Consider the following 25343-nt stretch of genomic DNA (forward strand, 5'->3'; position numbering starts at 1 on the left):
AATAATTAACGTCTTGCTAGCTATTAAAAAGTGTGAATATTCTTATTTTTATGCAAAAATAAATCAAATGGCAACAAAAAGCATACTTAACAAAAAGTCAATGGACTTTTTAGAAAAATATTTAAATAATGCAGCTCCAACTGGATACGAGTGGGACGGTCAAAAAATATGGATGGATTATCTTAAACCATATGTAGACGAGTTTTTTACAGATACTTATGGTACTGCTGTTGGTGTAATCAATCCAGATGCAAAATTTAAAGTAGTCATTGAGGGCCATGCAGACGAAATCTCTTGGTATGTTAATTACATTTCCGATAACGGATTAATCTATGTAGTAAGAAACGGTGGTAGTGATCATCAAATTGCTCCAAGTAAAATAGTTAATATTCATACTAAAAACGGTATTGTAAAAGGTGTATTTGGTTGGCCAGCAATCCATACACGTAACAAAGCTAAAGAAGAAGCTCCAAAACCACACAATATTACAATAGATGTTGGTGCTAAAGACAAAGAAGAAGTTGAGAAAATGGGCGTTCACGTGGGTTGTGTTATTACCTATCCAGACGAATTTCATATCCTAAACGGTGACAAATTTGTATGTCGTGCTTTAGATAACCGTATGGGTGGTTTTATGATTGCTGAAGTAGCGCGTTTACTTAAAGAAAATAAGAAAACATTACCATTTGGTCTTTATATCACTAATTCTGTTCAAGAAGAAATAGGTTTACGTGGTGCGCAAATGATTACTGAAACAATCAAGCCAAACGTGGCAATTGTTACTGATGTAACACATGATACGACAACACCAATGATTGATATGAAAGTACAAGGTCATGTTGAGATTGGAAAAGGACCTGTTGTAGCTTATGCACCAGCTGTACAACAAAAATTACGTGATTTAATTACGGATACTGCAGATGATAATAAAATACCGTTCCAACGTGCTGCTTTAAGTAGAGCAACAGGAACGGACACTGATGCCTTTGCGTACAGTAATGGTGGTGTTGCGTCTGCTTTAATCTCTTTACCGTTACGTTACATGCATACAACTGTAGAAATGGTACACCAAGATGATGTAGAAAACGTGATTAAATTAATTTATGAAACATTACTTAAAATTGAAGATGGTGAAACATTTTCTTATTTTAAATAATCAATTATGATTATTTAAATACAAATAACATAAAACAATTAAAGCCTCTTTTTGAGGCTTTTTTTTATCTTTATACTATGGATTTAAAACAACAAAAACACTTATTTGATTTACCGGAGGACATAACGTATTTAAATATCGCGTCGCAATCTCCAGCCTTTAATACAATACATCAGGCTGGTTTATATGGATTACTACAAAAAAGAAGGCCTTATTTAATTACGGGCTCTGATTATTTTGAACCCGTAAAACAACTTAAATCCCTATTTGCACAACTTATTGATGAAGACGATTATAACCGTATTGCTTTAATTCCGTCAGCATCTTATGGTATTGCTACAGTCACAAATAACATTGTTTTAAAACCAACCGACGAAATTTTGATTATTGACGAGCAGTTTCCTAGTAATTACTATTCCTGGAAAAGATTGGCCGACCAATACCAAGCAACTATTAAGGTTGTAAAAGTGCCTTTAGATTCTGAAAACAATGGTAAACAATGGAATTTAGATATCATAGAAGCTATAAATAGTAATACTGCTGTGGTAGCAATGGGGCATATCCATTGGTCTAACGGAACCGTATTCGATTTAAAAGCAATCCGAGAAAAATCTAAACAACATCAAGCCTTATTAATTATTGACGGTAGCCAAAGTATTGGTGCTTTACCATTCTCTGTTAAAGATTTACAACCAGATGCACTAATTTGTGCAGGATACAAATGGCTATTTGGACCGTACGGTTGTGGTTATGCTTATTTTAGTGAAACGTTTGATAACGGTATTCCGCTTGAAGAAAATTGGACTAATCGATTAGATAGCGACAATTTTTCAGGCTTAACAAACTACCAAGAACAATACAAACCATTAGCCAATCGCTATTGTGCAGGAGAAAGTGCAAGCTTTTTAAATGTAAAAATGCAAATCGCAGCATTACAACAAGTTTTAGAATGGACTCCTTTAGCTATTCAACAGTATTGCAAAACAATAACACAACAAGCTGTTCACGACTTAAGGCTACTCGGTTTTATAATTGAAGATGAGGCGTATAGAACGCATCATTTATTTGGAATTAAATTACCAGAAAACATAGCACCCGAAATTATAAAGCAAACATTGGCTGATCATAATATTTTTGTTTCCTTTAGAGGAAATTACATTAGATTGTCCTGTCATGTATTTAATACTGCTGAAGATTTTAAAACATTAATCTCTTGTTTTTCATATATAATTAAAACAACTTAAAATGAACGAATTAATTGATATTGTAGATAAAAAGGGACTTCCCACTGGTCAAACTGCTTTAAAAAGCGAAATTCATAGTAAAGGACACTATCACAACACTGTACATATTTGGTTTTACACAACAGATGGTGAGATCTTATTGGCACAACGTGGGGCCTCAAAACTAATCTATCCTCTGCTTTGGGATGTGTCTGTCGCGGGACATATTGATGCTGGTGAAACTTTAAAAAAAGGCGCTATTAGAGAAGTAAAAGAAGAAATAGGTTTAAAAATTTCTAAAAAAGACTTAGATAAAATCGGCGTTTTTGAGTGCTTTAAAACGTACCCAAATGGCATTATTGACAATGAGTTTCACCACACCTATATAGCACAATTAGACCTATCGTTTTCATCTCTAATACCTCAAGAGGAAGAAGTGGAAGCTTTAAAACTGGTAAGTATGTTTGATTTTTTCGAACTTTTAGAAAACAGCGCAACCAACGGGCATTTTATAGCTAGTAATTCTGATTATTATAATATTGTCGCTGAAGCCATTTTAAAAAAGATAACCTAACGTTTTAAAATAACGTCAAATACCCTAACTTAGCCCGATGCAATTACTATTAATGGCCCTAGCGCCAATCTTTATTATCATTTTCTACATCTATCTAAAAGATAAATATGAAAAAGAACCCAAACGATTATTAATAATTTCATTTCTATTAGGTGCTATTGTTAGTATAATTATTACCACACTACTTTACTCTGTCTTTAATACTTTAGTTCCTTTACAGGATAAATTAAGTGTTTGGGAACAATTTAAACAAGCCTTTTTTGTTGTCGGTTTCTCGGAAGAGCTAAGTAAGTTTTTAATAGTGTTATTATTTGCTCAACAACGTAAAGAGTTTAACGAACCCTTTGATGGTATAGTATATGCCGTAATGGTATCTATGGGGTTTGCAGCCACAGAAAATGTCATGTACGTTATGCAAAGTGGGCATGCAACTGCATTAGCTAGAGCTTTTACAGCAGTGCCAGCGCACGCCACATTCGGTATTTTAATGGGGTATTTTATGGGTAAAGCTAAGTTTGCACCTAATAAATTATACTTAAATTTATTAGGCTTACTTTCTGCTATTTTATTTCATGGTGCTTATGACTTTTTCTTATTTATCAACTTTATCCCAGGTATTTGGATTGGTGCCTTTATATCTTTAGGTATTGGATTATACCTATCAAAAAGAGCTATAAAATACCATCAACAGAGTTCTCACTTTAAAGATACAACGGAGATTATTTCTTAATAAATTTTAAAGTTTGAATAGTACCCTCATTATAAAACGTCACAAAATATAATCCATTAGTTAAACCACTAACATCAATTTGTTTCTGGCTGTAAATATGAGTCTTTAAAATCGTTTTTCCAGAGATATCACTAATAGTCAACGCTAATAATTGGCTTAGCGTTGACTGTAATTGTAATTTGTCTTTTGCAGGGTTTGGATACAGGGTAACAATCTGATTGGTGTTAACAAACTGAGTATTTGACAACGTGTTTTTATTCAATTCCGCCACATAACTATCTACAGAAATACCATCTTCTGCCCCACTCCAATCGCTACCAAATAATAATCTTGTTCCGCTTGGACTAATCGTAACATGTGGTTCTCCCCAATAATCGATATCATCTTCATCACTTCTATGATGTCCTACACGGTACACATCTGCATCAAACTCATTTACTTTTGCAATAAACAGTTCTTGATCCAAAATTTGCACACCATCTTGTTGATAGCCTAAACTAGAAACTGCAACCCAACCACCATCTGTATTTTTATGTGCTAGTGCCGACATATGTGTCCCTGATTTAGGATAACCATAATCACCAACAGGTGTTACAGAAAAACAATGCCCCGTTGTAGCATTGTGAGCCACTAATGTTCCTTGACAAGCCCCATTTGGTCCCTGCTCAAAAGCAATAGAAAAATACCCGTCGTCACCATTGCTTAATTGTCCTAAACAAGAATGTTCTGTACTTCCAACATTAAAATCTCTAACAAAATCACCATTTGTATCATATACTTTTTTATTATGATAAAACAAATTACCACTAGGAAAAGGCATTGGTGCCGTATAATTAATGTCAGTAATATTAAATTGAGTTAGCGTACTTGTAGAAATTCTATAATAAAAAGCAGAACTATTCCCACATCTAAAAGCAAACACATCATCATCCCATGACATCATTTGTATATCATTCCCACCAGATAATCCATCAGATCCAGCACAACTACTAATCGTTCTAATATTAACAACAATGGTTTTGACTTGTGTTTGTACGTTATAACTTATCAAATCGTCGGTATTATTATCCATATAAAACAAGATATTAGGATTAATAAATGACCAGAAAACAGCTTCTAAATCGTCAGGATTAATATCTGAAAGCGTTCTAATAAACGAATAATCTTGACCATTTAATAGCTGATGTACACCGCCGCCATAAACAAGCATCAAACTTTCATCTGTATTCCAAGATTGAATTGTATTATACATTGGGGCCACAAAACTACCAGCACTTGCTTGAGTAATACGTCTAATATTTGTCGCCGGAAATGATGGATCTGTAACGGTTTCCAGATACCCCGGCTTTGCTAATGGCTGCATTGGATGTTGCGTTAAGTCGTTAGCACTATAGCCTGCACCCAAATCTTGAGCGTTACCAAATTGAAAAATAACGCATAATACAAGGAGTAGTTTTACTTTCATAAATAAAGGTTTTTTTATCTTAATTACGTAAAAACAAGTCCATTGGACTTACCTGTTAATTAATTTGAAATAATATAATAGAATTCTATTTTACTAAAACGTTATAGTTGTTTATCTTTATAGTTCTTAATCATAGAATAATATGAGCCAAAAATTTAATGTAAAAACAAACGATCTTTATCAATTTGAAATAGACTCTGATGCTATAAAAAGTTTAGACTCTGTTGAAACTAAAAAGGATTCATTTCATCTTTTAGAAAACAATAAACCCTTTAAAATTGAAGTCGTAGCAAGTGATTTTGATAATAAGTCTTATCAAATAAAAGTCAATAACAATCTGCATACGGTCCAAATAGAAGACCAATTGGATGCTTTAATCAAAGCTTTAGGCTTTGAAGTTGGAGCGTCTAAAATAATAGACAATATAAAAGCGCCAATGCCAGGATTAATACTAGATATTATGGTAAAACCTGGAGATGAAGTCACTGTAAACACACCTTTATTAATACTTGAAGCCATGAAAATGGAAAACAGTATTGTATCCCCAAGAGACGGTATTATAAAATCTGTAACGGGTACAAAAGGAAACACAGTGGATAAAGGGCAATTGTTAATTGAATTCGAATAAAATGAAAAAAATATTAGTCGCCAATCGTGGTGAAATAGCAATAAGAGTCATGAGTACCGCTCAGAAAATGGGAATTAAAACCGTAGCAATCTACTCTACTGCAGATCGAAAGGCTCCTCACGTAAAATTTGCTGATGAAGCTGTTTTAATTGGTGAAGCGCCCTCTAATCAATCCTATTTATTAGGTGATAAAATTATTGAAGTTGCAAAACAATTAAATGTTGATGGGATACATCCTGGTTATGGTTTTTTAAGTGAAAATGCTGATTTCGCAGAACTTTGCGAGAAAAACAATATCACTTTTATAGGTCCAAAATCCCATGCCATTAGAGTCATGGGTAGTAAATTAGCTGCTAAAGATGCCGTTAAAGCCTATGATATTCCAATGGTACCCGGTACAGACCAAGCTATTACTGATATTCCTGAAGCTAAAAAAATAGCTAAAACTATTGGTTTTCCGATTTTGATTAAAGCTTCTGCTGGTGGTGGTGGAAAAGGAATGCGTGTGGTGGAAAAAGAAGACGAATTTGAATCTCAAATGAATCGTGCGATTAGCGAAGCTGTTAATGCTTTTGGAGATGGTTCTGTTTTTATTGAAAAATATGTGAGTTCTCCAAGGCATATCGAAATCCAAGTGATGGCAGATACACACGGTAATGTTATTCATTTGTTTGAACGCGAATGCAGTATACAACGTCGCCACCAAAAAGTAGTTGAAGAAGCGCCTAGTGTTGTTTTAACACCAGAATTAAGAGAAGAAATGGGACAAGCGGCTATAAAAGTAGCCAAAGCTTGTGATTATGTTGGTGCCGGAACTGTCGAGTTTTTATTAGATGAAAACAAAAATTTCTATTTCCTTGAAATGAATACCCGACTACAAGTAGAGCATCCTGTGTCAGAAATTATTGCAGGTGTTGATTTAGTCGAATTACAAATAAAAGTGGCGCGTGGCGAAGTCCTAGACATCCAACAATCCGAATTAAAAATTAATGGTCATGCGTTAGAGTTACGAATCTACGCTGAAGATCCTTTAAACGATTTCCTTCCAAGTGTTGGCCATTTAGACGTTTACAAACTTCCGCAAGGCAAAGGAATTAGAGTTGATAACGGTTTTGAACAAGGTATGGATATTCCTATTTACTATGATCCAATGTTGGCTAAGTTAATTACCTACGGTAAAACTCGTGAAGAAGCAATGGAGCTTATGCGAGAAGCTATTGCGAACTATGAAATCAAAGGGATTGAGACTACCTTACCTTTTGGAACATTTGTGTTTAATCATGAAGCCTTTAAATCAGGGGATTTTGACACACATTTTGTCAAAAAGTACTATTCCCCAGAAGCTTTAAAACAAGATGCAAAGCACGAAGCTAAGTTAGCTGCGCTATTTGCTGTAAAACAGTACTTAAAAGATCAAAAACAGTTAAGACTGCCAACTAATTAGATAATCACCTATCGCATGGCGTCTAACGACTTTGCGAATATAAAATTGAGATATGGAATCCAAAATAAAAACGCTAAACGAAAAACTTGAGCTATCCAAATTAGGTGGTGGTCAAGCTAGAATAGATAAACAACACGAAAAGAAAAAATTAACGGCTCATGAGCGTGTCACCTATTTAATGGACGAAGGCTCTTTTGAGGAAATTGGAGCGCTAGTAACCCATAGAACGGTAGATTTTGGAATGCAAAATCAAAAGTTTTACGGCGATGGTGTCATTACAGGTTACGGAACAATAAACGGTAGGTTAGTCTATGTTTTTGCACAAGATTTTACTGTGTTTGGTGGTGCGCTATCTGAAACACATGCCGAAAAGATCTGTAAAATAATGGATTTAGCACTTAAAGTTGGTGCTCCGTTAATTGGACTTAATGATTCTGGAGGAGCACGTATACAAGAAGGTGTACGGTCTTTAGGAGGTTATGCCGATATTTTTCATAGAAATGTAAAATCGTCTGGAGTTATTCCGCAATTATCAGCAATTATGGGACCTTGTGCCGGAGGTGCCGTGTATAGTCCTGCAATGACGGATTTTACAATGATGGTGGAAGACACAAGTTATATGTTTGTAACAGGTCCCAATGTTGTTAAAACAGTAACTAATGAGGAAGTGACTAGCGAAGAGCTGGGAGGCGCCAGTACACACTCGACAAAGTCTGGTGTGGCACACGTTACTTCTTCTAATGATATAGAATGTTTAGAAGACCTAAAACGTCTATTAAGTTATCTACCACAAAGCAATTTAGAGAAACCTAAAGATTTACCTTTTGAATTAGGTGAAGAGATTAGAGAAGAACTAGCTTCAATTATACCGACTAACGCTAACAAACCATATGACATGCATACGGTTATTAAAGGTTTGATTGATGATGACAGTTTTTTTGAAATTCATAAAAACTTTGCCGAAAATATTATTGTAGGATTTGCCAGAATTGGAGGGAAAAGTGTTGGTATTGTTGCCAATCAACCGTTGTTTCTAGCTGGTGTCTTAGATGTTAATAGTTCGCGTAAAGCGGCGCGATTCACACGTTTTTGTGATGCGTTTAATATTCCACTACTCGTATTAGTAGATGTCCCTGGATTTTTACCAGGAACGGATCAAGAATGGAACGGAATTATTGTGCATGGTGCTAAACTATTGTACGCTTTAAGTGAAGCTACTGTACCAAAAGTGACCGTAATTACAAGAAAAGCTTACGGTGGTGCCTATGATGTCATGAACTCTAAACACATCGGAGCCGATTTAAATTACGCTTGGCCAAGTGCTGAAATTGCAGTTATGGGAGCAAAAGGTGCCAGTGAAATTATTTTTAGAAAAGAAATAAAAGCAGCAGACAATCCTGAAGAAAAACTTTTAGAAAAAGAAGCCGAATATGCTGAGTTGTTTGCTAATCCTTATAAAGCTGCAGAACGCGGTTTTATAGATGAAGTTATTCTTCCTGAAAACACTAGACGTAAATTAATTAAAGCGTTTAAAATGTTAGAACATAAGGAAGAAGTGCTACCAAATAGAAAACATGGCAATATTCCGTTATAAAACGACTAACTCGTTCTTAAATTTATAACCCAAACTTAGTAGCAAAAAAAAGATAAAATAAACGTAACTTATATTGCAACTATGTTGTCGTTCATAATTCTAAAAAGTACACATAAAATCGAAGGTCCCGATTAGATATGTGTACTTTTTTTTAGACAAATAAATAGTATATCAAATAGTACTAAATATAATAAAATCTTAAAGCACTGTTTTCTGGCTATATTTTTGCTTGATACGTATATAGATCAAAATACCTTCCTTCCGAAGCAATTAGCTCATCATGATTCCCTCGTTCTGCTATTTTACCGGCTTCAATAACTAAAATCTGATCTGCCTTTCTTATAGTACTTAATCTGTGCGCAATAACTATAGTAGTTCTGTTTTTAGTCAACTGAGCCAAACTTTTTTGTATTAAAGCTTCACTTTCTGTATCCAAGTTTGAAGTGGCTTCATCTAAAATAATAATTTTAGGATCTGCTAAAATCGCTCTAGCAATTGCGATACGTTGTCTTTGTCCTCCAGACAGCTTCACGCCTCTTTCACCAATTAAAGTTTCTAAACCATTATCAAAACGATCTGTAAATTCATTTACATAAGCAGCCTTAACCGCTGCATCTAATTGCGCTTCTGTAGCGTTTGGTCTTGGAAACATAATATTCTCACGAATAGTACCTTCAAACAAAAATTCGTCTTGTAATACAACACCTAAATGTCGTCTAAAGCTATTTAATTTTACTTTGGATAAATCTTCACCATCAATTGTTATTTGCCCTTCTTTCGGGTTTAAAAATGTAGCGGACAAGCCTGCAATAGTAGATTTTCCAGAACCAGAACTACCAACCAATGCAATTACAGAACCCGATGCGGCTTTAAAATCGATATTATGTAATACAGGCTTTCCTTCCTCATACTCGAATGACACATTATTAAACTCTATTTCACCTTTAAAATTCTCAAGCTCAATAGTACGGTTTTCATCATCTTCTTCTGCAGCCATATTCATAAGCTCTTCTGTTCTATCTAAGCCTGCTAAGGCTTCGGTTAACTGGCTTCCAATATTACTCATTTGCACTATTGGCGCAATCATAAAACCAAGCACTAAGGTGAAAAACAAAAACTGCCCTGTCGTCATTTCTCCTAAAATCATATAATACCCACCAATCCCCATGATTCCCGTCGTTGCAACTCCTATTAAAAAAGTTGAAGAACTCGTCATTATTGCAGTTGCTGTTAAACTCTTTTTTACATTCTGAAATAATTTATCTACTCCTTTTTCGAAAATTTTATTCTCTTGCTCTTCAGCATTAAACGCTTTAATAACACGAACACCAGCTAAAGTTTCGGTAAGCCTACCTTTTACCTCAGCATTAATTTTTCCTCTGGCTCTAAATATTGGACGAATATATTTAAAGGCTTTCAACGCTATAATTGCAAAAACAGATAATGGAACAAACACAAAAAGAGTCATCCAAGCATTTAATTTTATTAATATTATTAAAGACACGATGGCTGTAAATGTACCGCCAACTAATTGTACTAACCCTGTTCCAATAAGATTTCTTACACCTTCGACATCACTCATTATTCTAGACACTAAAGCACCCGATTTTGTGTTATCGAAAAAACTAATAGGTAATGACAAGACTTTCTTTTGTACTTGAGCACGTAATTCGCTAATTAAATACTGCGCTTGAACACTTAAAATTCTTGTTAACGCAAAAGAAGTAACAGCTTGCACAAAAATGGCAACTAAAACAATACCAATTAATGTATATAATTGATTGGTATCTTTATTAGGTACAACTTCATCTAACAATACTTTACTTTGCCAAGGTAAAATTAAACCCGATAAACTTCGTATTACAATTAAAACTAAGCCTAAAAAAACAAGCTGACGTCTTGGCCAAATAATAGTTTTAAATGCCTTAGCCATAGTTACTTTTGGTTTCTTCTTGTGTTTTGTATCTGACGTTTTTAAATGTTGCATCTGTTTATTTTATGTAGCAAATATAAGACTGAAATGTATTTTATATGATTTCAAAAAATAAATGTTTTATTACAACGGAATATAAAGTACTTCTCTACTCATTTGTTTGATTCAAAAGAGACTAAGCATTCGCTTTTTAAAAGTCTTAAAAAATCTCTTATTTTTATTTGGATTAAATATAAATAAGCATATTTTTGTAAAAAAAATATTGTGTTTACATTCCAAAAACTTCCTATTTATCTATTATTAATTTTTACGACTTCGGCCATTAGTCAGAATAGTAATTTTTATGGCAAAGTAAATTTAAACACTAAGGAACCTGTTGTAGGTGCCTATATATCCTTAAAAGGAAATGGTATTGAAAAAGAAACGACTTCAAATATTAATGGCGCCTTTAGTTTTAAAAATCTTCCTTTAGGTAAATATACTGTCCTGTTTCTTTCTCTAGATGCATCCCCAAAAACGATTACTGTTACGTTAAATTCAAAAGAGCAAGACATCAAAGTTATTTTGCAAGCAGCAGAATTTCAAGCACTAGATGAAGTCTTTTTAAAATCTAAAACGGTACAGCAAAAAATTATAGAAAAAGGGTTTGCTGTAAATGTTATCGAAATAAAGGAAGCGGCCATACAATCCATTCAGGTTAATGAATTATTAGATCAATCCGCGGGTGTAAGAGTCCGTCAATCTGGTGGTTTAGGATCACATGCGCATTATAACTTAAATGGCATGTCGGGTAATTCTGTTAAAATATTTATTGATGGCGTTCCTATTAGAAATTTTGGGCCTTCATTTTCTTTAAATAGTATACCGCCTTCATTAATAAAACGTATTGAGGTTTATAAAGGTGTGGTCCCTCCTCATTTGTCAGATGATGCTATGGGTGGTGCCATAAACATCGTTTTAAACGACATTACCAAAAACGAATTAAAAGCGTCAATATCTGCAGGCTCTTTTGGAACTTATAGAGCAGATATTAATGGAGGTTACAGAAACAACAAGAGTGGTTTTACCGCTAGAGGCTCTGCTTTTATAAACTATGCAGATAACGATTACGAAGTTTGGGGTGATCAAGTTGCGGTTACACTAGCTGCAGGAGAACCTGATGTTTTTATACATGCTAAACGTTTTCATGATCGCTATAGATCGCAAGGAGGAAAAGCTGAATTTGGATTTACTCGTGTAGACTGGGCAGATAAACTTATAGCTGGTGTTTTATTATCTAACATGGACCAACAAATTCAAACAGGTGCAACGATGGAAAGTGTTTATGGCAATAGATTTACAGAACAAAACACCAATATGTATAGCCTAGATTATGCTAAAAAAAATATTATAAAAAATGTAGATGCAAATGCTTTTGCTTCATATTCGCGCTTAAACAGAAAAACCATAGATACTATTGCCACACAATACAGCTGGCTAGGCTATCCTACAAGCTATTTTAACACTCCCGATGTATGGGCTACAGGAGCAGAAGCGGGAGATCCAACATTACAACAGGATATTGATCAAACAATTAATACACGTGTTAATTTAGCCTATCACGTTGATGATAATAATACTATTCAGTTAAATCATCTATTAAATACATTTACCAGAGATTCTGATGATCCAATGCTGCCTGCTGCCGAAAACGCTTTAAAAGAAGACCGCGAATATTTGAAATCGATTGTAACACTTTCTTTCGAAAACAAAGCGTTTGATGAAAAACTAAGAACCTCCATTTTTGGTAAGTTTTATACTATGGATAGAACTTCAAGGTTACGTACAAGAAGTTCTAATACGTCTACTTCAACTATTTTTATTGACGAAAATAATATTACCTCTAACGATTTTGGATTTGGAGCCACAATCTCATATTCCTTATCTCCTAAAATCACTGTATTTGGTTCTGCAGAAAAAGCAATCCGTTTACCAGAAGCAAACGAAGTCTTTGGTAATGTTTCTGCTAATTTAAATCCTTCTATTAATTTAAAACCAGAACACAGTAAGAATTACAATCTTGGTTTTACGTACGAAAACATAACGTTTAACAAGCATACTTTTGGAATAACCTCTAATCTATTTATTAGAGATACAGAAGATTTGATTATGCAATTCCCTACAGGAAGTAATGAAGAGTTTTATGAAAATTCTAATATTGGTAAAATTTACACAGAAGGTTTCGATTTTACTTTAGACTATAATTATAATGAGAAAATATTTTTTAGCGCAAACACCTCTTATTTTAACGCTAGAGATTACAATGTAACGTATGATACTAATGGAAACCCAATTACGCCAACATACGAAAGACTAGCCAATACGCCTTATTTTACAATGAATTACAACTTAAAATATAAGGCCAAGGACTTTATACAGAAAGGATCGAGCTTATCTAGTTATACCAATTTATTATATGTACACGATTTTTTTAGACATAGTAGCGTACTTGGTGGTTCAGGAAAAACAGTAATACCTAATCAAGTGTCTTTAGATACAGGTTTTGCATATACTTTCCCGAAGAATAAAGTCACCTTTAGTTTTGATATAAAAAACATACTAAATAATCAATTATTCGATAATTACGCGCTTCAAAAACCCGGAAGAGGCTTTTATGGCAAACTTTCCTTTACAATTTTATAACCCAATTTTAATTTAAAACTTATGAATTTCAAATTTAAACCTTTATTAAACATTACTTGTTTAGTTTCTTTATCCTTAGCATTGTTTTCTTGCAGCGATGATGATACACCAACGACAGATACACGATCAGAAACGTCTTATAGACCATATCATTTAGTAATAGGTTCTAGTCCAACAGGAGAGTCTGAAACATACGTACAAGGCGCTTCTTTAGAAGAACTTAATGATCCAAATAAAACGTTTACCTTTAGTGGTTTTGGACGTGAAATACCATCAACTCGTACAGCAAGAGTGTATACGTCTAATGATGGAGAAACGGTATACAACTTAAATTATGGTGGTGGTGATATCGCAAAATATGATTATATCAGTGGACAAACCTATAATTTACAATTAACAACAGATGTTCAAGCAGTAATGGGAACATTATATCCACGTTGGACAAAAATTGATGATAACTACGCGATGTTACATAATGTAACTACTGAAAACATTTATGAAGACCCTACCGATGAAACTTCAGCTTACTTAAGAACTGAAGCAACTGTAACCCTAGCCCGTGTAGACTTAAATACGATGACTATTTTAGAAAATAACTCTTTTGATTTTCCTTACAACGAAGATGAATCTTCCGAAGGTATACATACTTTTCGTATAGATGCACCTGTAATTACTAATGGTAAAATGTATTATGGTGTTGCAAAACGTTTTTATGATGCTTTAACTGGAGAAAATGGGACTATGGTCTATGATAACGTCGAAACTCTAGTTGTAGATTATCCTTCATTAGACAACGAAACAACTATAACTTCTACATTAGCACAAGGCTCAACTAATGGTTACAGAACTCCTGTAGCTCATAAAGATGAAAATGGTGATACTTACCAATTAATTACAAATGGTGATGCTTCTATTATGAAAATTAGTAATGGCGCATATGATACCGCTTACGGTAGCTTTAATATAAAATCACTGTTAGGTCATAATGCCGAAGCTAATACTGGCTGGTTTTATGTAGGTAACGGTATTGGTTATGTCCCTGTTTTAAATACAGATTTAGGAGATAATGCAAGTTCTAATTGGGATGTTGTTCGTGTTGATGTGTATAACAAAACAGCAGTTAAAATGAATGTCCCTCTAGATTTATGGTTACGTCAATACCAATGGGCAAGTGTAATTGATGGTAAACTATATATGGCACTAGCCTCTTTAGGTGGTGAAGGTAAAGTTTATATTTTTGATCCTAGCTCTACAAGTGCTGATGGATTTACAACTGGAGCAACTTTACAAACAGGAACAACAGACGCTTCTTATATTGGTCTATTCTAAATCTAGAACATACTATATTTAATAACTAAAAAAGCCAAAACAATAATTTGTTCTGGCTTTTTTAATTAGAACTTGCACTAACAATCGCCTGTGATCATGTATTTACGTTCAAAAAATTAAAACTTATGGAGTCCTTTTAAAACAAATTCATAAAAATATCGTGGCCTAACTAATGGATTATTACTGTTACTAAACACTTTTTAAATTATTAGTTATGTCTTACAATCCTAAACTAAAATATTAACTAAAATTTAGTGTAACAATCACTAAAACCATCATATTTGCTCATAATATTATTTTTCTGAAAAATGAAATTTTAACACTTTAATAACTAGTTATTTACATACATTTGCCATAATATATTTAACCCATTTCTTTTAATGAAAAAACATCTTGTTTTTATTGCTTTGGTTACTTTATTTGTAACCCATAGTTTTGCTCAAAACGAGCTTCCATTGCTAACTAGTGATAGTAAAATTGCAATGCTAACCTCTTTAGTAGATAGTGATCTTCAAAAAACACTGGAATCGGAGATTAATAAAAATCCGCTTTGGAAAAAACTAGTCAATCAGAAAAAAATGTCGATTGGTTTAGTTGATCTTAGAGATACCAATAATGTGAAATTTGCAAGACTTAATGGTAACAACATGATGTATGCTGCAAGTTTACCTAAAATTGCAGTATTGTTAGCTGCCATGGATGCGATTGATAAAAAAGAATTAATTGAAACTCCGGACATTAAAAAAGATATGCGTCTTATGATTAGCAAATCTAATAATGCAGCAACAACAAGAATGATTGACCGTGTTGGATATGAAAAGATTGAATCGGTTATGAGGAGTAAAAAATATAAATTTTACGACGAGAATTTTGGTGGTGGTCTTTGGGTTGGAAAGCGCTACGGCGGTGGCGGAAACACCAACAGAGAACCTTTAAAAAACCTAAGTCATGCGGCTACTGTTACTCAAGTGTGTAGATATTATTACCTATTAGCGAATGGCAAATTGGTTAATCAAAAGCGCTCTAAACAAATGCTAGATATTATGGAAAATACAGCATTACACCATAAATTTGTAAATACACTTGATAAAATTGCACCTGACGCTAGAATCTTCAGAAAATCTGGCTCTTGGAAAAACTACCATTCAGACTCGGTATTAGTTTGGGGAAAAGATACTAACAGGCGTTATATTTTAGTTGCTTTAATAGAAGATTCATCAGGAGAACAAATTATCAGAGACTTGATAAAACCAGTAGAGAAAGTCTTAAGAGCTAATTAATTTAATGACCTTATTTATTATTTTCAATAAATAAAAAAGATAGTTTATACCTTATATTCGTAAACTATTAATCATTACGTTTTAGACACAAAACATTGGACTTAACATATTCGGTATTAAAACCTATAAAAAACATACTCTTAAAAGCATTTGATTTAAAGGAAGAAGAGCTAAAAAAAACGCTTCTATTACAATTAAATATTTTTATAATTATCACGACGTTATTAATTGTAAAACCTACAATTAATTCGTTGTTTTTATCAGAATTAACATCGGATGCACTACCGTTAGGGTATGTATTGACTGCTATAATGGCTATTATAGGCTCTTACTTTTATGATAAAGCCTTAGAGAAATACCCGTTAAATATTATAATTGACAAAACCATTATCGGTTCTGTCCTCTCTTTAATACTCTTTGGGCTTGGTTTAAATTTCAACTTAATTACTGGTTTTTTATTATACATCCCCTACATCTGGATTGCTATTTTTGGTCTACTTACAGCCTCCCAATTTTGGATTCTAGCTAATTTAGTTTACAATATTAGAGAAGCCAAACGTGTCTTCGGATTTATTGGCGCTGGTGCAATTGGCGGAGGTATTTTTGGTGGTTATTTAACATCTGTGCTAACTACTTTTATTGATTCTGTAAACTTATTGTTTATCGCAGCTCTGCTCCTTTCTGTATGCGTGTTTATTACGCGATATATATGGAAAACAGAAATCGCAAAATTGAATACCTTTCAGCTGACTTTAAAAAGTAACGCTAAAGGAGAATCACCTTTAAAACTAATAAAACAATCAAAATTACTGAGTCTTATCGCTTTAGTTATAGGTTTAAGCGTGCTTGTTGCCAAATTAGTAGACTATCAATATAGCGACTACGCGTCAAGACTTATTGATAACCAAGATGAATTGACCTCCTTTTTTGGGTTTTGGTTTTCTACCTTAAGTGTTATTTCATTATTAGTACAACTCTTCTTAACCAAGCGTATCGTTGGTACTTTTGGGGTTGGAAAAGCTTTATTATGGCTTCCAACCGGGATTTTAATTGGTTCGATCATACTGCTATTACTACCACAATTATGGGTAATTGTATTTATTAAAATTGTTGATGGTAGTTTAAAACAATCCGTGAATAAAGCATCTACAGAGTTGTTATCGATTCCTATTCCGATAGAAATTAAAAAGAAAACAAAAACCTTTACAGATGTTGTTGTAGATAGTATCGCTACAGGACTTGCTGGTTTTATTCTAATATTTTTTATAAACGGTTTAAATATTTCTTCTACTTACATCAGTGTAATTATTATCGTATTAATCGCTGTTTGGTTGGTTTTAATTTATTTCCTTAGAAAAGAATACATCATTGCTTTTAAAGATTTACTTGATAATTCTGGAATTAAAAAAGATAAGCATCATAAAGAGGTTATTAAAGTAACGTCAATTATAGATAGCGTTTTAAGAGTTTTAAACACAGGAAAAGAAAACCAAATTATTAATATGTTAGAAAGAACGTTGGACGTAAAAGACGAACGTTTTTTTTATAGTATTAAAAATCTTTTGAATCATGAATCACCAAGAGTAAAAACTTTAGCTATAGATAATTTATATTTTCTAAAAACGGAAAATCTATCGTCTCAAATTGAAACTATGGTTTATGATAAAGATCAAAATGTAACAACTTCTGCGTTTAGATATTTATTAAAAAACTACAAACAAAATACTATTGTTTTATTTGAAAAATACATCAATAGTAACGATAACACTATTGCGAATGCTGCTTTAGTAGGATTATCTTTAGAATCTAGTCATAATCAATTACTCCAAAATCGTTTTAATTTAGACTCAAAAATAGATGCTGCTTTAAACAAATATCTAGAGTTAACCGATCAAGATTTAAAAACCAATAAGATTACAGCTATTCTAGAAAGTATAGGTAATGCTAAAATAATCACATATTACAATGTGCTTAAAACACAACTATTATCTAAAGATTTAGAGATTTTAAAAACAGCAATAACTAGTGCTGCCAAGACGTTAGATTCAGAGTTTATTGACGTTATTATTTCGCATTTATCAGTAAAAGAAACGCGACAAACAGCTGTAGATGCTTTGTTTTTTTATAAAGAACCTGTTATAGATGTACTCTACCAAAAGGTTATAAAAGAAACTATTGATTTTGAAGATGCGGCATATGTTATTTTAGTTATCGAAAAATTTAAATCTCAAAAAGCAATAAACACGTTAATCCTTCTAACTAACGACACAGAACACGCAGTTAAAATCGAGGCAATTGAAGCTTTAAAACGTTTAAAATGGAAATATCCACACTTAAAAATCAAGGACCGTTTTATAGTCGATAAAATTTTAGACGAATGCCAATTGTATCAAAACACCTTAGCTGTTATTCATACTCAAATTGTACTACAGTATAAAAAGAAATCTGGAGCCTCTGAGTCTAAAGACGAAACCGAAGCTAGAAATGGACTTATACACCTTTTAGAGCAGCGTTTAGACCGACAGCTACAGCGTATCTTTAGATTTTTAGGAATTAAATATCCACCAACCGATGTTGATCCTATATTTAATACGATGATACACGGTCAAGAAGAACAACGCCTGCATGCTATTGAGTTTTTAGATAATATTTTAAACAGTCAGCTTAAAAAAGAACTAATTCCGGTTGCAGAATCAATGTTATTAGATTCTAATTCTGAAGAAAAAATAAAGAAACTTAATTTAAAGGTTTTAAGTGAGTTGGAATGTTATAATGAACTACTAAAACGAAAAGATATTAAACTAAAATTTGCAGTACTATACCTTATTGAAAAGTCTAATACTGCAAATTATAAACCCCTTTTAGAACTGGTTTTAATTAATGAAACCAATACAAAAATCAGGACACAAACTGAAAACTTATTACGTCTTATTTCTTAATTAACTTATCAATATTGGCTGCTAAGTTCATGTGATCTGTTGCCGAGTTTTTACGTAAGACATTAGTCATCAAAACAACCATATAAGTCGTCTTGTCTGGATGCTCTACAATTGCAACAGAGTTCATGAAATTTTGAACATTCCCCATGTATTTTCCGCAAACCTGTCCATTACTTCTATCACATTTATATAAACTACCTGATTTAAAATAGACTGCTGCCTCTTTTAAAGCCGGTGCTTGTGCATATCTAATACGTCTGTCCGTCATGTACATCAAGCGTTTCATCTCTAAACTAGACTCAGCATCAATTACATTACCTTGTTCTAGTTGTACTAAAAATTTCATGACACCAAAAGGTGTTCCTATACTTCCGCCTTTATCTCCAACATAGGTATTTGCACCTCTAGTAAAAAAACTACCCAAACGCCATTCGTCTGCAGTAATCCCTAAATCACGTAATGGTAAATTAACGACGTCATTTCCTAGATCGGTCAATACTTTTTTCTCTGTTGTTTTAAAATAGGTTAACGCGTCTTCCTCTGTTAACTCTGGGTATTTCTCTCCAAAAGCTTGCATTAACAATACTTCGCGCCAAACAATACTTGCTGCTCCATTGTTACTTACAGATAGCATATGATCTGCCCATTCAAATAAAGTAAATGCATCACTAGCAATCACCTGACGTTTCACTAATTTTTTAGTTTCTATATTATAAATTGGTATTGTATGCTCATCCGTTAATCCCCAAACTCCAGCTTTAACGACCTTAGTTTTTAATAATTGAATACGTTTATCAAAATCATCAGGATAAATTTTAGACAACTGATTAAACAATCCTACCAAAACAGCTAATTTACCAACACTTCCAGGCTGATATCCTGAGGTTTCATTACGATGCGCATATCTAATATCACTTAAATTAGTAATATCCATTACGGTTAACGAATAACTTTTATCCAAACCTCTAAATAGGCTACTGATTTCCTTTTGAAAAGCGTCATTTTCCTTGAAAAAACAATGTAGACTATCAGATGTTTTTTCTTTTAGATTTAATTTAATATCTAAATACGATTTAAAAGCACCTTCTGGTAAGGTTTGTTTTTCAACAATTTCGCCACTTTTAATTAACTCTAAACGCTTTAAACGTTTGATCCCTGTACGCTCATACCCGTCAATTGGATAAAAGGTTGCGGTTGTAAACGCCGAACAGATTAGTACTAAGACTAAAACAATTATTATTTTTTTCATTTATATCTTTTTTGAAAGCGCTATGGCTTTATTGTTATCAACTATGGGTGTTATGGATTGTAAGTATGTAGAACTTAATGCTTTTTTATTTTCTACAAATGGCCTAATTTGAAACAACCATAGTTTATTATCCTTAAACCCTAATTCCACATCATAAGCCCCTTGATAATCAGAATTAGTGGTCTGAGACATCGTTGCTCTTATTGTCTTAGCCAGTTGTTTAATATCGCTAATATTTTGCGCATTTAAGATTGGTTTTTGAAAGGTTGAGGCCTTTTTAAGTGTTCCTCCTGTAATTGGCAAACTATTGTAAAAACGTTCTCTTGATGGTGCTAAGAATTGTAATCCACCGTCGTCTTTTAATAAATATGTTTCTGAAGACTGCCCATCTACTGCTCCTCCTGCACCTCTACTAAAAGCAATCGTTAAGTCGTTATCATTACCAGAAGTTAAACCTTTAGTAATTAAAACACCTGAATAATCAACATCTACACTCGGAATAACCAATATTGAAGGAAACACATTTTCTGGATTCAATAAGTATTTTTGTCTCCATTTAAAACTACGTTCTGTGTACGGCGATGCCCAAACATCTTTAATACCTTCTAATATTTTAGCCTTGTCAACCACATTAAATAGGGTTAGATTTAAACCAGCACCCGTAAACTCTTTGAGGTCTTCCATATTAGTATCGCTTCTTAAAAACACAGGAATAGCCCCTAAATCTTGTCCTAAAACCGATTTAAAATCAGCTTCCATTTGCTCAATAAAATCAGCTTTTAATGGCATCTTTTTTATTGCTGCTCTTAACGTTTCTAATTGACGTAATTGATAATGCTCAATTTCGCTTTCTACCATTCCTTTGGTTTCCATTGCGGCTGCTTCTTTAAACATAGCCTCTAAAAATTGCCAATACGATTGATTTTGTTCTGGCATATCCTGATTCATGTGATCTCTAAATATCCCAAACGGAATAACTAATCCTTCCACAACTTGCTCTGGAAACATTTGTTTAAGCTGACCTAAATTGGCGGCTTTTGGTCCGCAAATCTTACCAGAATTACTAGCGTTTACATTACGTAAATTAAGCACTTTAGATTCATTTAATATAATAGATTCTACCGGTACTTCTATCTTCTCACTTTTACGTTCTGTTTTTGTAAATAAGGTACGCTCTTCTGCAGACATATCTTTTTCTGCCTTAATAATCACATTTCCATTATTAGACACGGCGTAAAACACCTTTTGCCCATTATAAGGCTTTAAATCATCTAAATTCTGATCCGATAACGCTGCATTCGGAATCCCTAAATTACGCGCTAATAATTGCACATGAGACACCATGTTCCCTTCTGAAACCGTTGCAATACCAGCGATTGGTTTTAAATCTGCTGGTGGACGTTGGAAAATATAAATCTTATTTGAAGATACCTCAATAGCATCTGGTGATCCTGCAACAACGACAAGTTCTCCAAAAGCGTACCCTGGGTTTAAACCACGTACTGTACTTTGGTTTGGTATGCTTAACACTTTATTAGTCAACGCTGATTCTTCAGCTATAAAGTCACCTAATTCTCCTACCGCTTTACCTAAATGTAAAGCAATTGAGCCTCTAATTTTATCATCTATAAAACCATAAGCTAAAGGTTCAAAAGCAGTATACGTATTTACTTCATTTTGATAATTAGCTTTAACCATCCCTGAGCTCCATTCTACTAAACTTCTTCCATTTTGTAAAACAGACGTTAACTCGCCTAAACTAGCTTCATTGGTTTTGTTAGCAGACAGGGTTAAATTTAAAGCGTCCCATTCATGTTGTTCAATATAACCAGTTGCAGCTGTTGCCATACCTAAATAACATACCTTACTAACTAACTGTTCTACTGTTTCTGGTTGCCATAGTGGTGCATTTTTAAAAATAAGATCTTCAAGTACAATAGAAATATCTAATAGTTGTAAACGCGCAAGAGGCCTTTTTTCTTCAAGAAGATTCGCTCTTAGAGTAGTTAATAATTCCGCTGTATTCTGAATTAAATCAGATGCATTATTAGAGTGATTATTTTGAATGGCATAATTTTTAAAAGTTTCACCAAACGTTGTTGACTTTAATATACTTGCCTTCACTTGCAATGACATCAAATCTACAGGTTTAAAAAAAGTAGTCATAGTTGCCAATAATTCATCTAAAACCTTAATTTGACTCGCACCAAGCTTAGCAAGATGCTTTACTTTAAAAGCCCTTACTTTATCAATATCATTACTTTCTGGCTGTGCATGTATCTTAACGCGTAAATCCATAAAAGAAGGATACAGATCAGATAACACTTTAGATTGACTACGCATTAATTGTGCAAGGTTATCATCACCACTATGCGGAATGTCTTTTAACGATTGTCTGATTAAAAAGTAGTTTTCAACAATTAACTTATCCTTAGATAATAACCACTTGTAGAAATCAATTCCCCATGCTTCCTCATCTTCCGACTGTATTGCGCCTCTATAAAATTGACTTTTCTGATTAATCCAACCATTATCAATAGCTCTTAAATACTTATCGATTTGATACTGTTTTAACCTTGAGTTGTCATTGTCAATATCTAAAAAAGCGTCATTTGTTGTGTTAGTTAAAATCTGTCCTAAATAGACATGATTACTTTTTGTTAATTTTTCAACATCATCTTTATATCTCGCATGTTGATTTCCTGGTCCAATATTGTCAGGACAAGGATCTTTAGGTTGACGCAAACTACCATCCGTACAAAACCAACGGATATCTTTATAAGGACCACGTAAATCAGTCTTATAAATATTGATTTGCTCTTTTATCTTTTCTGGAGCAATTTGCTGCGCAGTAATCTGTGTTAAAAACAACAAAAATACCGAGCAAAATAGAACATTATTTTTCATTGATAATCAAAGGTTTATTACAATATACAACATAGTAATATAATTTTTATAACTAATAAGATTGATTTGCAAAGTTGTTATAAAAGTTTGATAAAAATCAAATTATTTGTGCCTAATTTAACACCTATTTTACACTAATAAAATCAAGGATAATTCTTTTTTAACCTACTTTTGCAGCATGCAAGAAAAACAGACTGTAAAACTAGAATTTATCATATTAATGGCGTCGTTAATGTCAATTGTAGCTTTAGCAATAGATGCTATTTTGCCTGCTATGTCAGCAATTGGTATTTCGATTAATAGTTTTGATACTGGTAATAATCAATTACTGATTACCATGATATTTTTAGGTTTAGGTTTTGGCCAATTATTATTTGGACCTTTATCGGATAGTTTTGGACGAAAACCAATCGTATACATCGGTTTTACTGTATTTGCTTTAGGTAGTATTGTCTGTGTGCTTTCGCATAGTTTAGAAATGATGGTAGCTGGTCGTATCTTACAAGGGATAGGTTTAGCAGCACCAAGAACTATTGCGATAGCGATTATTAGAGATATGTTTAAAGGTGATTACATGGCAAAAATCATGTCTTTTGTAACTACTTTTTTCATTTTAGTTCCTGTTATTGCTCCAGTAATGGGAAAATTTATATTAAACCATTATAATTGGACCGGTATCTTTTATGTCCAATTAGTTATGGCTTTTATAGTCAGTATTTGGTTTTGGAAAAGACAACCAGAAACCCTTAAACCTGAATACAAAATAAAATTTAGTAGATATGAATTTATTGATGGTGTCAGAGAATTAATAAAGTACAAAGAAACCATCGGATTTACTATTATTTCTGGATTTATCTCTGGTGCTTTTATTGTCTATTTAAGTGCCTCTCAAGTGATTTTTGAAAACCAATACGGTTTAATAGATGAGTTTCCATACATCTTTGCAGGATTGGCTTGTGGCGTCGGTTTATCAACCTTTTTAAACGGAAGCTTTGTGATGCGTTTAGGAATGTGGCGCCTATCCTATTTAGCTATTATAGTCTTTAGTGTCAATGCATTATTATATGTCTTGTTATTCTGGAATGCTCCCACTAACCCCTCTTTAACGGTGATACTATTATTTATGGCTATTCAGTTTTTTACCATTGGTTTTATTTTCGGGAATTTAAGAGCCATTGCAATGGAGCCTATTGGTCATATTGCAGGTATCGGAGCTGCCATTACAGGATTTGTGTCAACACTAATGGCGGTACCCATTGCTAATTTTATTGGTAGCTTTGTAAAAGATACTGCTTTACCTTTATTTATTGGCTTTACTGTTTTTGGAACGTTGTCTTTTTTAATATTTACATACATCAAATCGACTAAAAAGCGTAAAGCACGTGCTTAAATTATCCTTTTATAGACGTTAGTATATCTACAACCGAAGATATAATATACTCTACACCTATTGCTATTACAATAAACCCTATGATTCTAGACAATGCATTAATACCTGATGCACCTAAAAATCGAACTATAAAATGAGCACTTTTTAAGATAATATAAATTGACACCGTTGCCAAGAGAATTGCTCCTACAATAATTAATATTTCAGAAGTCAAAACAAATTCTTGATTATAGGTTATTAGTAAGGAGATAGTCCCTGGTCCTGCTAACATAGGTATAGCCAATGGCGTTAAACTAATAGCATCACGCGTATGTATATCTTCCTGTACTTTTTTGCGCTTCATCCCTTTATGTTCTCTAAACTTACCTGTTAACAAAGCAAATCCAGACGAGGTAATTATCAGCCCTCCTGCTATCTTCAAAGCATTGAGACTAATTCCAAAAAAAGACAAAATATATTGTCCAGCAAAAAACGAAAGCACTAAAATTACTAACACATCTATCGCTGTCCAAAAAGCAGTAACAGACCGTTCTTTTTTGGTCAGCTCTTCTGTTAAACCTACAAATACAGGTACAGTTCCTAAAGGATTCATTATCGAAAATAAAGCACCAAATACGACTAAAAATAACTCCATTGTTTTTTCTGCAAATTCCGTGATTTAATTAAGTTCAAAAGTTACCACAAGATTAACTAATCTTAATTAAAACGTAAAGAACAAAAGGACACAAAAACGACATCTAATGCGCTTAAAAACAAGATGTTAAATACTTAAAACAAACACTTAACATAGTATTTACATAGTAACACTACCGTAAAGTTT

Annotated in this window: 17 protein-coding genes; 12 read left to right on the forward strand and 5 right to left on the reverse strand. The window is 33.2% G+C overall.

Features of this window, described 5'->3' with window-relative positions:
- The first annotated feature begins 67 nt into the window (after positions 1 to 67).
- From H0I26_RS14695 to H0I26_RS14710, 4 genes are all read left to right on the forward strand, one after another.
- Positions 68 to 1156: a M42 family metallopeptidase gene (locus H0I26_RS14695; RefSeq protein WP_218699751.1), complete on the forward strand. Its 1089-nt coding sequence runs from the start codon at positions 68 to 70 to the stop codon at positions 1154 to 1156.
- A gap of 77 nt (positions 1157 to 1233) precedes the next feature.
- The gene (locus H0I26_RS14700; protein WP_218699752.1) at positions 1234 to 2400 is read left to right on the forward strand and encodes an aminotransferase class V-fold PLP-dependent enzyme; all 1167 of its coding nucleotides are present in this window, start codon (positions 1234 to 1236) and stop codon (positions 2398 to 2400) included.
- A gap of 1 nt (position 2401) precedes the next feature.
- Positions 2402 to 2953, forward strand: a complete 552-nt coding sequence (locus tag H0I26_RS14705) for an NUDIX hydrolase (protein ID WP_218699753.1) — start codon at positions 2402 to 2404, stop codon at positions 2951 to 2953.
- A gap of 37 nt (positions 2954 to 2990) precedes the next feature.
- The gene (locus H0I26_RS14710) at positions 2991 to 3683 is read left to right on the forward strand and encodes a PrsW family intramembrane metalloprotease (RefSeq protein WP_218699754.1); all 693 of its coding nucleotides are present in this window, start codon (positions 2991 to 2993) and stop codon (positions 3681 to 3683) included.
- Here H0I26_RS14710 and H0I26_RS14715 read toward each other — a convergent pair.
- Complete coding sequence (locus H0I26_RS14715; RefSeq protein WP_218699755.1) at positions 3673 to 5148, reverse strand: T9SS type A sorting domain-containing protein; 1476 nt, start codon at positions 5146 to 5148, stop codon at positions 3673 to 3675. The two genes, H0I26_RS14710 and H0I26_RS14715, sit on opposite strands and share 11 nt — an antisense overlap.
- 142 nt (positions 5149 to 5290) lie before the next feature.
- Here H0I26_RS14715 and H0I26_RS14720 point away from each other — a divergent pair, with 142 nt between their 5' ends.
- Genes H0I26_RS14720 through H0I26_RS14730 form a run of 3 tightly spaced genes read left to right on the forward strand, consistent with a single transcriptional unit; the run spans position 5291 to position 8814 of the window.
- Complete coding sequence (locus H0I26_RS14720; RefSeq protein ID WP_218699756.1) at positions 5291 to 5776, forward strand: acetyl-CoA carboxylase biotin carboxyl carrier protein subunit; 486 nt, start codon at positions 5291 to 5293, stop codon at positions 5774 to 5776.
- A 1-nt stretch (position 5777) separates the two neighbouring features.
- Entirely contained in the window at positions 5778 to 7220 is a 1443-nt protein-coding gene (gene accC, locus H0I26_RS14725) for an acetyl-CoA carboxylase biotin carboxylase subunit (protein ID WP_218699757.1), read from the forward strand.
- 52 nt (positions 7221 to 7272) lie between these two features.
- Positions 7273 to 8814, forward strand: coding sequence for an acyl-CoA carboxylase subunit beta (locus tag H0I26_RS14730; RefSeq protein ID WP_218699758.1), 1542 nt, complete (start codon positions 7273 to 7275; stop codon positions 8812 to 8814).
- A 217-nt stretch (positions 8815 to 9031) separates the two neighbouring features.
- On the opposite strand, the gene H0I26_RS14735 is transcribed toward H0I26_RS14730, so the two are convergent.
- A complete protein-coding gene (locus H0I26_RS14735; protein WP_218699759.1) occupies positions 9032 to 10801 on the reverse strand; it encodes an ABC transporter ATP-binding protein in 1770 nt (589 codons plus the stop codon).
- A gap of 210 nt (positions 10802 to 11011) precedes the next feature.
- Between H0I26_RS14735 and H0I26_RS14740 the strand changes: the two genes are divergently transcribed.
- The 4 genes from H0I26_RS14740 to H0I26_RS14755 all read left to right on the forward strand — a co-directional run bounded on the left by H0I26_RS14740 (position 11012) and on the right by H0I26_RS14755 (position 18977).
- Complete coding sequence (locus H0I26_RS14740; RefSeq protein WP_218699760.1) at positions 11012 to 13429, forward strand: TonB-dependent receptor; 2418 nt, start codon at positions 11012 to 11014, stop codon at positions 13427 to 13429.
- Positions 13430 to 13450: 21 nt separating this feature from the next.
- Positions 13451 to 14758, forward strand: coding sequence for a hypothetical protein (locus H0I26_RS14745; protein WP_218699761.1), 1308 nt, complete (start codon positions 13451 to 13453; stop codon positions 14756 to 14758).
- 380 nt (positions 14759 to 15138) lie between these two features.
- The gene (locus tag H0I26_RS14750) at positions 15139 to 16038 is read left to right on the forward strand and encodes a serine hydrolase (protein WP_218699762.1); all 900 of its coding nucleotides are present in this window, start codon (positions 15139 to 15141) and stop codon (positions 16036 to 16038) included.
- A gap of 95 nt (positions 16039 to 16133) precedes the next feature.
- Entirely contained in the window at positions 16134 to 18977 is a 2844-nt protein-coding gene (locus H0I26_RS14755; protein WP_218699763.1) for an Npt1/Npt2 family nucleotide transporter, read from the forward strand.
- On the opposite strand, the gene H0I26_RS14760 is transcribed toward H0I26_RS14755, so the two are convergent.
- Both H0I26_RS14760 and H0I26_RS14765 read right to left on the reverse strand, forming a co-directional pair.
- A complete protein-coding gene (locus H0I26_RS14760) occupies positions 18967 to 20226 on the reverse strand; it encodes a serine hydrolase (RefSeq protein ID WP_218699764.1) in 1260 nt (419 codons plus the stop codon). The two genes, H0I26_RS14755 and H0I26_RS14760, sit on opposite strands and share 11 nt — an antisense overlap.
- Positions 20227 to 23133 carry a PEP/pyruvate-binding domain-containing protein gene (locus H0I26_RS14765; RefSeq protein WP_218699765.1) on the reverse strand — a complete coding sequence of 969 codons (2907 nt, stop codon included), beginning with the start codon at positions 23131 to 23133 and terminating at the stop codon, positions 20227 to 20229.
- 178 nt (positions 23134 to 23311) lie between these two features.
- Between H0I26_RS14765 and H0I26_RS14770 the strand changes: the two genes are divergently transcribed.
- Positions 23312 to 24523: a multidrug effflux MFS transporter gene (locus H0I26_RS14770; RefSeq protein ID WP_218699766.1), complete on the forward strand. Its 1212-nt coding sequence runs from the start codon at positions 23312 to 23314 to the stop codon at positions 24521 to 24523.
- Position 24524: 1 nt separating this feature from the next.
- On the opposite strand, the gene H0I26_RS14775 is transcribed toward H0I26_RS14770, so the two are convergent.
- Positions 24525 to 25157, reverse strand: coding sequence for a MarC family NAAT transporter (locus H0I26_RS14775; protein WP_218699767.1), 633 nt, complete (start codon positions 25155 to 25157; stop codon positions 24525 to 24527).
- Between the last annotated feature and the right edge of the window lie 186 nt (positions 25158 to 25343).

The organism is Olleya sp. HaHaR_3_96 (assembly GCF_019278545.1).
GTDB lineage: Bacteria > Bacteroidota > Bacteroidia > Flavobacteriales > Flavobacteriaceae > Olleya.

What these genes read in the sequence shown, in the direction of transcription:
- H0I26_RS14770 (WP_218699766.1), top strand. Translation starts at nt 23,312, where the DNA reads ATGCAAGAAAAACAGACTGTAAAACTAGAATTTATCATATTAATGGCG.
- H0I26_RS14715 (WP_218699755.1), bottom strand. Translation starts at nt 5,148, where the DNA reads ATGAAAGTAAAACTACTCCTTGTATTATGCGTTATTTTTCAATTTGGT.
- H0I26_RS14695 (WP_218699751.1), top strand. Translation starts at nt 68, where the DNA reads ATGGCAACAAAAAGCATACTTAACAAAAAGTCAATGGACTTTTTAGAA.
- H0I26_RS14760 (WP_218699764.1), bottom strand. Translation starts at nt 20,226, where the DNA reads ATGAAAAAAATAATAATTGTTTTAGTCTTAGTACTAATCTGTTCGGCG.
- H0I26_RS14765 (WP_218699765.1), bottom strand. Translation starts at nt 23,133, where the DNA reads ATGAAAAATAATGTTCTATTTTGCTCGGTATTTTTGTTGTTTTTAACA.
- H0I26_RS14700 (WP_218699752.1), top strand. Translation starts at nt 1,234, where the DNA reads ATGGATTTAAAACAACAAAAACACTTATTTGATTTACCGGAGGACATA.
- H0I26_RS14720 (WP_218699756.1), top strand. Translation starts at nt 5,291, where the DNA reads ATGAGCCAAAAATTTAATGTAAAAACAAACGATCTTTATCAATTTGAA.
- H0I26_RS14745 (WP_218699761.1), top strand. Translation starts at nt 13,451, where the DNA reads ATGAATTTCAAATTTAAACCTTTATTAAACATTACTTGTTTAGTTTCT.
- accC (WP_218699757.1), top strand. Translation starts at nt 5,778, where the DNA reads ATGAAAAAAATATTAGTCGCCAATCGTGGTGAAATAGCAATAAGAGTC.
- H0I26_RS14710 (WP_218699754.1), top strand. Translation starts at nt 2,991, where the DNA reads ATGCAATTACTATTAATGGCCCTAGCGCCAATCTTTATTATCATTTTC.
- H0I26_RS14735 (WP_218699759.1), bottom strand. Translation starts at nt 10,801, where the DNA reads ATGCAACATTTAAAAACGTCAGATACAAAACACAAGAAGAAACCAAAA.
- H0I26_RS14775 (WP_218699767.1), bottom strand. Translation starts at nt 25,157, where the DNA reads ATGGAGTTATTTTTAGTCGTATTTGGTGCTTTATTTTCGATAATGAAT.
- H0I26_RS14750 (WP_218699762.1), top strand. Translation starts at nt 15,139, where the DNA reads ATGAAAAAACATCTTGTTTTTATTGCTTTGGTTACTTTATTTGTAACC.
- H0I26_RS14705 (WP_218699753.1), top strand. Translation starts at nt 2,402, where the DNA reads ATGAACGAATTAATTGATATTGTAGATAAAAAGGGACTTCCCACTGGT.
- H0I26_RS14730 (WP_218699758.1), top strand. Translation starts at nt 7,273, where the DNA reads ATGGAATCCAAAATAAAAACGCTAAACGAAAAACTTGAGCTATCCAAA.